Annotated in this window: 8 protein-coding genes and 1 pseudogene; 6 read left to right on the top strand and 3 right to left on the bottom strand. The window is 69.8% G+C overall.

All coding sequences use genetic code 11. The features are described from left to right. Positions 1 to 7 precede the first annotated feature (7 nt). Complete coding sequence (locus ACRDSQ_RS19105) at positions 8 to 142, top strand: IS3 family transposase (RefSeq protein WP_431422950.1); 135 nt, start codon at positions 8 to 10, stop codon at positions 140 to 142. Here the strand turns inward: ACRDSQ_RS19105 and ACRDSQ_RS19110 are convergent. Beyond that, positions 117 to 845 carry a hypothetical protein gene (locus tag ACRDSQ_RS19110; RefSeq protein WP_431422940.1) on the bottom strand — a complete coding sequence of 243 codons (729 nt, stop codon included), beginning with the start codon at positions 843 to 845 and terminating at the stop codon, positions 117 to 119. The genes ACRDSQ_RS19105 and ACRDSQ_RS19110 overlap by 26 nt on opposite strands. 416 nt (positions 846 to 1261) lie before the next feature. Beyond that, positions 1262 to 1966, bottom strand: a complete 705-nt coding sequence (locus ACRDSQ_RS19115) for an MBL fold metallo-hydrolase (RefSeq protein WP_431422941.1) — start codon at positions 1964 to 1966, stop codon at positions 1262 to 1264. 142 nt (positions 1967 to 2108) lie between these two features. On the opposite strand from ACRDSQ_RS19115, the gene ACRDSQ_RS19120 reads away from it, so the two are divergent. After that, positions 2109 to 3302 (top strand): acyltransferase family protein, encoded by a 1194-nt coding sequence (locus ACRDSQ_RS19120; RefSeq protein WP_431422943.1) that lies wholly within the window; start codon positions 2109 to 2111, stop codon positions 3300 to 3302. A gap of 6 nt (positions 3303 to 3308) precedes the next feature. Here ACRDSQ_RS19120 and ACRDSQ_RS19125 read toward each other — a convergent pair whose 3' ends face one another. After that, entirely contained in the window at positions 3309 to 4061 is a 753-nt protein-coding gene (locus ACRDSQ_RS19125; RefSeq protein WP_431422944.1) for a maleylpyruvate isomerase family mycothiol-dependent enzyme, read from the bottom strand. 237 nt (positions 4062 to 4298) lie between these two features. Here ACRDSQ_RS19125 and uvrA point away from each other — a divergent pair. From uvrA to ACRDSQ_RS19145, 4 genes and pseudogenes are all read left to right on the top strand, one after another. After that, positions 4299 to 7151, top strand: a pseudogene (gene uvrA / locus ACRDSQ_RS19130) (excinuclease ABC subunit UvrA). A 57-nt stretch (positions 7152 to 7208) separates the two neighbouring features. After that, positions 7209 to 7439, top strand: coding sequence for a hypothetical protein (locus ACRDSQ_RS19135; protein WP_431422945.1), 231 nt, complete (start codon positions 7209 to 7211; stop codon positions 7437 to 7439). 37 nt (positions 7440 to 7476) lie between these two features. Continuing rightward, positions 7477 to 9720, top strand: a complete 2244-nt coding sequence (locus ACRDSQ_RS19140) for a YcaO-like family protein (RefSeq protein WP_431422946.1) — start codon at positions 7477 to 7479, stop codon at positions 9718 to 9720. A gap of 93 nt (positions 9721 to 9813) precedes the next feature. After that, positions 9814 to 10340, top strand: a 527-nt coding sequence (locus ACRDSQ_RS19145; RefSeq protein ID WP_431422948.1) for a bifunctional transcriptional activator/DNA repair enzyme AdaA, incomplete at its 3' end; no start/stop codon positions are given.

The following is a 10340-nucleotide window of genomic DNA, read 5'->3' on the forward strand; positions in this document are numbered from 1 at the left end:
CCTGGAAATCGCGACCGTCGAGTACATCGACTGGTACAACAACCGGCGCCTGCACGGCGAACTCGGACACGTCCCACCCGCCGAGTACGAAGCACTACACGCGATGACCCACCCGGTCACCGCAACCCTGGAAACCAGATAACCCAGTCTCCATCAAACCCGGGGCTTGACATTCCGCCAGCAGTGGTGTCGCGCTTCACCAGGGTGGCGAGCCCGGTAGCCAATCCCAGCACTAGGACGGGCACACACGCGACCAGAACCGTCACCAGCGGCGGGGCACTGGTGACATTGGCTGCCTTCATCAGGTGGCTGGCGACCTGTGCGCCCGCCCCGACCACCAGGCTGGCGATCGCCGACCAGCGGGCGAATCGTCTGGTGCGCTCGGATAGGTCAGCCGAGGACAGCCACGTCCGCAGCGCATAGCCGCCGTACGCCTCGATGCCGAGAGGCAGCACGATCGCGGTGTTGATCCGCAAGTCTTCCCAGAGGCCAGGCAGTGGGTGCACGACGCCGAAGCCCGTCAGGCGGCCCAGCTCCACCCAGCCGCCCCAGACTGCGATTGCCGCCGCCAGGCCGATCACCAGGAGCGGCCAAGGGCGAGGCTGGTGTGTCTCTCGCACCTCGGTTGTGACGTCTGAGGCGGAGGCTTCATTGTCGGTGATGTCACCAGGACTGTCGTGGTCGTTGTCGAGGGTGTCTGGCTTGGTCGCCAGCTCCGCCAGTGCGCGGCGCACCTGGTGGTCGGTTGCCCCGGTCAGTTTCACCAGCGTCGGGCGGCCTGGACGTGGCTGGCCTGTGGCGTGCGCCTCCGCCAAGGCGGATCGCACTTGCTGAAGCACCGCCACGCCGTTCATCGTTCACCGTCCGCAGCGCACAGGTGGTCCATCGCCAGTTTCTGGACTGCGTTCAGACACGGCGCGCAGAACGTTCCAGCGAGTGGCTTTGGGTCGGTCCAATCGCCGACACATTCCCAGTCCGGTCCCGGCTGCATCGGTGCGTACTGCGTCACCGACAGACGGAACACCGCCGTGCCGGTGCCCAGTTCCGAGCCACACCCGGTGCAGTCCCGGGTCCGCCATCTCGCGGGCGTTGGGATCTCAGCGGTGACCGCCGGGACCAAAGGCGAGCAGGGTGGGTGGCTGAGGGGAAGATTGGTCTGGCTCACGTCGGGGCTCCGATCTATCGTGCCCCGGTACCGCTGTGACCGCAGCGAAACGGGGCCGCCTGTTGTGTAGGCAGCCCCGTTCGGGTAGTCCTCAGTTCACCAGCCGCGCTCGCGCCACTCGCTGAGCTTCGGGCGTTCGTCGCCCAAGGTCGAGTCGTCCCCGTGGCCGGGGTAGAACCACGTGTCATCCGGCAGTTCGCCGAAGACACGGGACTCCAGGTCGTTCATGAGGCTGGTGAAGTCCTTGGGATCTGTTGTCCGTCCAGGACCGCCAGGGAACAGGGAGTCCCCGGTGAACAGGTGGGGGTGGCCGTCCGGGTCGCGGTAGAGCAGGGCGATGGAGCCCGGGGTGTGGCCGCGCAGGTGGATCACTTCCAGCTCCACCTGCCCCACCGTCACCGTGTCCCCCTGGGTCACGAAGCGGTCCGGTGGGACTGGCAGCGGGCCCGCGTCCAGTTCGTGGGCGACGGTGTTCGCGCCGTTGGCTCCGGCGACCGCCCCCAGGGCCTGCCAGTGGTCGCCGTGCTGGTGCGTGGTGACGATGGTCTTCAGGCTGGGGCGGTGCTGGTCGTAGCCGATGACGTCGGAGAGGCGGGCCGGGTCGGCCGCGGCGTCGATCAGCAGCGCCTCATGGGTGGCGCGGCAGGTCAGGAGGTAGGCGTTGTTGTCGAACGGGCCGACGGACACCTTGGTGATCGTCAGCGCGTTCAGGGTGCGGCGGGCAGCGGGGCCACCGGGCTCGACATGGCCGGTGTAGTCGTCGACGAGGTCCACGGTCGCCGACGGTAGTCTGTCTGCCACCGTTGGTTCCACCCGCGAAGGCACGGCACCGGGTCAAGCAGTACCCTGTTACCTGAGCGTGACCTGAAACTGACCACTGTCGCCGATCACCTGCGAGCCCGTGAACTCAGAGACAGAGACCCGAACACGGTCCCCACGCAAGTTGAGCTGGGACGTCATCCGGGTGCTGGCCGTCTACTCGGTCGTCGTCCAGCACGTCACCCACCAGTCGCCGATCAACCATGCTGAGCTGGGGCCGTACCCGTTCGTGCTGCCCTTGCAGTTCGGCGCGAGCACGCTGCTGGTGATCTCCGCGTTCTTCGTCTGCGTCACCGTTCGGCGTGGGGAGACGGGCGCCTGGCTGCGCAATCGGCTCGCCCGGCTGCTGCCCGCGTACCTGCTCGCGGTGGTGATCACCTACGGCGTCGCCCGCGCGGTCGCGCCCGCTTTCGGGTGGTATGTGCCCAACGTCACGGACCTGGCCGCCAACCTCCTGCTCGTGCAGGCGTGGTCGCCGACCTTCCACTGGATCGACGCCTCCTACTGGACGCTGCCCGTGCAGGTGATGGCCTTCCTCGCCGCCGCCCTGCTGTGGCCGCGCCGCTGGACGCGCGGCGCCGCGCTGCCCTGGCTGCTGTGGGCGCTCGTGGTCGTGCCGGTCGTGATCCGGTTCGTCTGGCGCGACGACGTCGACTCGGCGCAGTGGGTCCGGTCGATCTTCGATGGGCTGGCGCTGCACCGGGTGGCCCTGTTCGGGGTGGGCATCGCGATCTGGCTGTGGACCCGCGACCGGTTCTCCGGCAAGCACCTCGCCGCCTACCTGACCGCCGTCCTCGTCGCGCAGGACGCCCACTCGTACTTCGTCGACACGCGGTCCACAGTGGCGTTCGGGGTCATCCTCGTCGGGATCGTCGCGGCCGCGGGCGGCCCGGACTGGGACATCCCCGGCCTGCGGCAGCTCGCCACCCCGATCCGCTGGCTCGGCGGCATCTCGTTCGGCGTCTACCTGGTCCACCAGGAACTCGGCTTCGTGCTCGCGCGCTTCCTGCTCGACCTGGGCGTCGGACCGTGGGGCCGCCTGGCGGCCTGCGTGGCGATGGCGGTGCTGCTGGGCTGGGCGATGACCCGCCTCGTCGAGCAGCCGTGCCACCGCTGGCTCACCGGCGACCTGTGGCGCCGCGCGCGCGTCGCGGGCGGCGCCGTGGTGGAGGCGATCCGCGACCTGCCGCAGGTGCCCCAGCCCCAGGCGCCCAGCCCGGCCAGGTCCACGGGCCAACCGCGCCAGGTCGGCGCGGACGCCGCCGACCCGCTCATGTCGCTGCCGCAGTGGGCCATGGCCAGCTCCCAGCTGCGCTGACCGGGGTCAGCCCCAGGCTGGTAGGTGGGGGAGGGGGCCGGTGAGGTCCGTGGGGGTGCCGCGGCCGGTCAGCCAGGTCAGCGCGGACGCCGCGGATCCGCTGACTTCACTGTCGCCGTCCTGGGCGATGGCCAGCACCCAGCTGCGCTGACTTCCGTCCGGCAGCGCGACCGTCAACCGCAGCGGGTGGCCGTCGGTCCGCGCGCGGTGGGGGAGCAGCGCGCGGTCGAGGAGGAGGTCGAGGTGGCCGGTCGGGACCGCGTCGAAGCCCACTGAGGCGTCGAGGTCGACCAGGTGGGTCCACACCTCGAACAGGCGCATCTGCGGAATCTGCGCGGCGACCATCGGGCCGCCGGTGGCGTTCAGCACCCGCGCCGCCCAGTCCTCGTGGCCCAGTCGCGTAGCCTCGACCATGAATCGGTCGCAGGCGGCGACCAGGTCTTCTCGTTGGATCTGGCCGAGCCTGTTCGCGCCGTCGGCGATGTCGGCGTCGCGGTCGGCCCGGCTCGGGTAGGCCGCGTGCTCGATGCCGGTGCGCGCCCAGGTCAGCAGGTTGACCAGGGCGTCGGCGTTGCGGGCGAGGTGAGTGACCACGTGCCCGCGGGTCCACCCCGGCAGCAGGCTGGGCCGGGTGAAGTCGGTCTCGGCGAATCTCTCGACAACGCCGGTCAGGACGGCCGTGGCCTCGCGCACGGCGGCCAGTGTGGCCGCGGTGGTCGTGGCGCTCATGGTGTTCGCGGACGTGTTCGACCCAGTCATGCGGACCCCGTCATGCTTGGCGTGAACGAAGCGAAAGATGCTCCGGTGGACCAGCCTAGGTGAGTGAGGTTACCCGTGGGTACCGCTCCGCGGGTACATCGCCGCGACCGGTCCGCAAGAATTGTCGGTGCCCGGCTTTAGCATGGGTGCCGGCCACCAGTGGCCGCTCAATCTGCTGCGTGCTCCCTCCCCGGATGCCGCGTTGCCCGAGTTCAGAGCACTACCGAAGGGATCTCAGTGGCCGACCGCCTCGTCGTTCGCGGCGCCCGGGAGCACAACCTGCGCGGCGTCGACATCGACCTGCCCAGGGACAGCCTGATCGTGTTCACCGGACTGTCGGGCTCCGGCAAGTCCAGTCTCGCGTTCGACACGATCTTCGCCGAGGGGCAGCGCCGGTACGTCGAGTCGCTCTCGGCCTACGCGCGGCAGTTCCTCGGACAGATGGACAAGCCGGACGTCGACTTCATCGAGGGCCTCTCGCCCGCGGTCTCGATCGACCAGAAGTCGACCAGCCGCAACCCGCGTTCCACGGTCGGCACGATCACCGAGGTCTACGACTACCTGCGCCTGCTCTACGCGCGTGCCGGCAAACCGCACTGCCCCACCTGCGGCGAGGCGATCAGCAGGCAGACCCCGCAGCAGATCGTCGACCAGGTCCTGGCGATGGAGTCCGGCCTGAAGTTCCAGGTGCTGGCACCGGTGATCCGCGGCCGCAAGGGCGAGTACATCGACCTGTTCTCCCAGCTGCAGACGCAGGGCTACTCGCGCGCGCTGGTCGACGGCAAGGTCTACCCGCTCACCGACCCGCCGAAGCTCAAGAAGCAGGAAAAGCACGACATCGCCGTGGTCGTGGACCGGCTCTCGGTGAAGGCGTCCTCCAAGCAGCGCCTCACCGACTCGGTGGAGACCGCGCTGCGGCTGGCCGACGGCCTGGTCGAGCTCGAGTTCGTCGATCTCCCCGAACACGATCCCGGTCGCATCCGCGGGTTCTCCGAGCACCTGGCCTGCCCCAACGGCCACCCGCTCGGCGTCGAGGACCTGGAACCGCGCTCGTTCTCCTTCAACTCGCCGTACGGCGCGTGCCCGGTCTGCACGGGTATCGGCATCAAGAAGGAGGTCGACCCGGAGCTGGTCGTCCCCGACGACGAACTCTCCCTTGAGGACGGCGCCATCGCGCCGTGGGCGGGCGGGCAGACCGCGGAGTACTTCGTCCGGCTGCTCACCGCGCTCGGCGAGACCGTCGGGTTCCGGATGGACACCCCGTGGCGGCGGCTGCCCGCGAAGGCGCAAAAGGCGGTCCTGCACGGCGTCGACGACCAGGTCCACGTCCGCTACAAGAACCGGTACGGGCGCGAGCGCTCCTACTACGCGGCCTTCGAGGGTGTCATCCCGTTCCTCGAGCGGCGCCAGGAGCAGACCGACTCCGAGTACATGCGGGAGAAATACGAGGGCTACATGCGCGAGGTGCCGTGTCCCTCGTGCCAGGGTTCGCGGCTCAAGCCCGAGATCCTCGCGGTGACCCTGCACCACGGCGAGTACGGCGACCGCTCGATCGCCGACATCTCCGCGATGTCGATCAACGAGTGCTCGGCGTTCCTCGACGGCCTGAAACTCGGCAAGCGCGAGACGATGATCGCCGGCGCGGTCCTCAAGGAAATCCAGGCGCGCCTGCGGTTCCTGCTCGACGTCGGCCTCGACTACCTCTCGCTCGACCGCGCGTCCGGCACCCTGTCCGGCGGCGAGGCGCAGCGCATTCGCCTTGCCACACAGATCGGGTCCGGCCTGGTGGGTGTGCTCTACGTGCTCGACGAGCCGTCGATCGGCCTGCACCAGCGCGACAACCACCGGCTCATGACGACCCTGATCCGGCTGCGCGACCTGGGTAACACGCTGATCGTCGTCGAGCACGACGAGGACACCATCCGCCAGTCCGACTGGGTCGTCGACATCGGTCCGGGCGCCGGCGAGCACGGCGGCCGGGTGGTGCACAGCGGCACGTTCAAAGACCTGTTGAAGAACAAGGAATCGCTCACCGGCGCCTACCTCGCCGGCCGCAGCGTCATCCCGATGCCGTTGGTCCGCCGCACCATCGACAAGAAGCGCCAGCTCACCGTCGTCGGCGCGCGCGAGCACAACCTGCGCGGAATCGACGTGTCGTTCCCGCTGGGCTGCCTGGTCTCGGTCACGGGTGTGTCCGGCTCGGGCAAGTCCACCCTGGTCAACGACATTCTCGCGACCGTCCTGGCGAACAAGCTCAACGGCGCCCGCCAGGTCCCCGGGCGGCACACGAGGGTGCGCGGGCTCGACCAGGTCGACAAGCTCGTGCAGGTCGACCAGTCGCCGATCGGCCGCACCCCGCGGTCCAACGCGGCCACGTACACCGGTGTGTTCGACCATGTCCGCAAGCTGTTCGCCTCCACCACGGAGGCGAAGGTCCGCGGCTACCAGCCGGGGCGCTTCTCGTTCAACGTCAAGGGCGGCCGCTGCGAGGCGTGCGCGGGCGACGGCACGATCAAGATCGAGATGAACTTCCTCCCGGACGTCTACGTGCCCTGCGAGGTCTGCAAGGGCGCGCGCTACAACCGCGAGACTCTTGAAGTCCACTACAAGGGCAAGACGATCGCCGAAGTGCTCGACATGCCGATCGAGGAGGCCGCCGGGTTCTTCGAGCCGATCAAGGCCATCCACCGGCACCTTGCCACCCTGGTCGACGTCGGTCTGGGCTATGTCCGGCTCGGCCAGCCCGCGCCGACCCTGTCCGGCGGCGAGGCGCAGCGCGTCAAGCTCGCCAGCGAACTGCAGTAGCGGTCCACCGGCAAGACGGTCTACATCCTCGACGAGCCGACCACCGGCCTGCACTTCGAGGACATCCGCAAGCTCCTCGGCGTGATCAACGGCTTGGTGGACAAGGGCAACACCGTGATCGTCATCGAGCACAACCTCGACGTGATCAAGACTTCGGACTGGATCGTCGACATGGGACCGGAGGGCGGCTCGGGCGGCGGCACGGTCGTCGCGCATGGCACACCGGAGGACGTGGTCAAGGTCGAGGGCAGTTACACCGGGGAGTTCCTCGCGCATGTGATGTGACCTGCAAAGATCCCGGGTGGATGATGTATTTCTCGACCGGTTGCCGACTCCTACCTCATGACCGAGGTACGCAACCAGGAGGACGCCATGCAAGACACCCGGGAACTCGTCGCGAAGGTGGCCACACCGTCGCGGGCCACCGCCGCGCCCCAGGCGCTGCGCGGCGGCGACGAGGAGGTGCGGTTCTGGGAAGTCCTCAAGGGGATCACCGCGCCCGCCGAGTTCACCCTGGTGACCCATGGCCGCCCTCGACACGCCTTGGACTTGGGGGCGGTGCGTGCGGGCTGACCAGGCCACCAGCCGCGAGGCGACCACGCTGACCCGAGTGCGAAACGCACTCGGGGACGCTGTCGTGGTCTATGGCGGCCCGGGCTGCGTGCCGCCGCCCGCGGCGAAACTCGCGATCCGCGCGGCCGCGAGCGACGAAGACCTGACCCAGTTCGGCAAGTGGGCCCGCTCCGCCCGACTGCCCGCGGTCGCGCTGACCTTCGACGGCGACCGGGTGCTGGTGGGCCCGCTGTCCGTCCCCGGCCGCCCGGGCTGCGCGGAGTGCACGCGCAGGCGCATGCTCGCGGCCAAAGCCGCGTCGTTCGGCACGGTCGCCCCGCAGGTCGCGCACATCGCCGTCGCCGACTCGGCGAGAGGGATCGCCCTGCGCCGACCCGTGGCGAAAGCAACGGTCGATCCGGACCGCACCTCCGTCGTGGCGCGGTCAGCCGTTCTCGGTGCGGATGACGACATGGAACGCACGATGGCGGCCGGTGCCGCTGATGATGACGTCGAGCGCCCCATGGCGGCCGGTGCGGCCGACGACGACGTGGAACGCACGATGGCGGTGGCACGGTCGACAGTCGTCGCGATGGACGCGAAGCGCACCAAAGCGGTGGCGACCTCGGCCGTTGTCGTGGCTGATGACGATGTGGAGCGGACCACGGCGGTGGCGCGATCACTCATCACCGGGGCCGACGATGACGTTGAGCGCACCGCCGCGGTCTCGGGTCTGCTGTACGGCCGGATCACTGCGCCGGACGACCCGGACAAGACCAACGTCGTCCGCGACGAACTGATCGAAGGCGTTGCCGAACGCTCCGGCAGCCACGGCTTCTACTCGGGCAGCCTCGACCTCCCCGATCCCCAAGCCGACCGCGTCGTCGCCCTGCTCCAGAACGGCGCCCGCGACCTTGTCGACCACGTCGCCGAGGTGGTCGACGGGGAAGTCGTCTGGCACCGCGTGATCCCCCTTCCCTCGTGCGACGTCTGCGGCGGCGCCGAAGGGATCGGCACAGCGGGGCTTCCCGAGGGCGACGACCCCGCCGCCCTGCTGGAAGCGTTGGCGGGCTGGGTGGACCCGCTCACCGGCGTCATCCCGTGGATCTCCCTCAAACAGCCCCTCGGCACCGGCCCCGACCTCCCCTTCGTCGCCACGGCGGCCCCACCGCACCATGTGGACGGTGACGGGCAGGCCCGGGCGCTGCCGATCGGCTGGGGCAAGGGCGCCACCCAGGCCGAGGCGATCCTGTCGGCGGTCGGGGAGGCGGTCGAGAGGTACGCGCCGTCGCTGCCTGAGGCCGAGCGGCTGGTGTGGGCCCGGCCCGCCGATCTGGCCGGGGACATCCTCGATCCCCGCGAATTCCCTTTGTACGAACCGGAAAGCTACGCCCGCGCCGGGTTCGGGTTCGCCGCGTTCGACCAGCGGACCGACCACCCGTGGGTCCGCGGCACCTGGCTGGGCACCGACAAACCCGTTTGGGTGCCCGCTGTCTTCACTTACCTTGCGATGACGCTCCTGCCCGAGCACCTAATCTGCCAGGGCACCTCCAACGGTCTCGCCGCGGGCACCGACGCAGGGTCGGCGACCGTCGGGGCGGTCCTCGAACTCGTCGAGCGCGACGCGATGATGGCCGCGTGGCTGACCGGTGCCAAAGGCCGGTTCGTCGAACTCGATGAGACGCTCGACCCTGACCTGGCGGCCATCGTCGAGGCGCTGCGCACCCAAGGGGTCACCGTCGAGGTGTACCTGCTGCCCACCAGCATGTACGGCGTCACCGCTGCCGCGCTGGCCCTCGGCGACGGCAAACGCCGACCCGGTGCGACCCTGGGGCTCGGGGCCGACAGGTCGCCGCGCGCGGCGATCCGGGCCGCGGTGCTCGAACTCGCGCAGACCGCGTCGCACCTGGCGGGCCTCATGCGGGAGCGTCCAGTGCCCAAGGGCCCGGAGGACGTGCGCGAGATGCTCGACCACGCCGCCTACTACTTCCCGCTCGACCGGGTCGCCGCGTTCGACCGGCTCCGCTGCGGCGGCACGTCCCGGCTGCGCGACCTGCGCGAACCGGTCGCCGAGTCCTCGGTCACCGACCTGGCCCATGTGCTCGACTCGGCGAAGGTCCGGGTGGCCGTGGTCGACGTGACGAGCGCCGACGTCGCCACGGGACCGTTCCGGGTGGTCCGCGCCGTGAGCCCCGACCTGCAGCCGATCAGCTACGGCCACGGCAACGACCGCTCGCTCGTGGCCCGCCTGCGCGGCCGCACGCTGACGGCGAGCCGGACGCACATCCACCCCATCTGGTAGTCGGGCCGGCAAGAAAACGACGGCACCCCTGCCCTCGACCGTGGTGTCGTTTTCCCGCTAGCCGGTGTCGGTGGCCTGGGGAAGACTGGTCGCATGTACACCGAGGTGGAGCGTTGCGTGCGGGCCGTGCAGTCGAAGGACGCGCGGTTCGACGGCTGGTTCTTCACCGCCGTCCTGACCACCCGCATCTACTGCCGCCCCAGCTGTCCCGTGGTGCCGCCGAAGGTCCGCAACATGCGCTTCTACCCGAGTGCGGCAGCGGCCCAGCAGGCCGGTTTCCGCGCCTGCAAGCGGTGCAGGCCCGATGCCAGCCCCGGCTCTCCACAGTGGAACGAGCGCGCCGACCTGGTAGCCAGGGCGATGCGGCTGATCGCCGACGGCGTCGTCGACACCGAGGGCGTGCCCGGGCTCGCGCGCAGGCTGGGCTACAGCGTCCGGCAGATCGAACGCCAGCTCCAAGCCGAGCTGGGAGCCGGTCCGCTGGCCATCGCCAGGGCCCAGCGCGCCCAGACGGCCCGACTGTTGATCGAGACCACGGCGCTGCCGATGGCTGTGGTGGCGCCCGCCGCCGGGTTCGCCAGCGTGCGCACGTTCAACGACACGGTCCGCGAGGTCTTCGC

It is taken from the genome of Actinokineospora sp., from assembly GCF_050699995.1.
In the GTDB taxonomy this organism is placed as follows: domain Bacteria; phylum Actinomycetota; class Actinomycetes; order Mycobacteriales; family Pseudonocardiaceae; genus Actinokineospora.

What these genes read in the sequence shown, in the direction of transcription:
- ACRDSQ_RS19125 (WP_431422944.1), bottom strand. Translation starts at nt 4,061, where the DNA reads ATGACTGGGTCGAACACGTCCGCGAACACCATGAGCGCCACGACCACC.
- ACRDSQ_RS19135 (WP_431422945.1), top strand. Translation starts at nt 7,209, where the DNA reads ATGACCGAGGTACGCAACCAGGAGGACGCCATGCAAGACACCCGGGAA.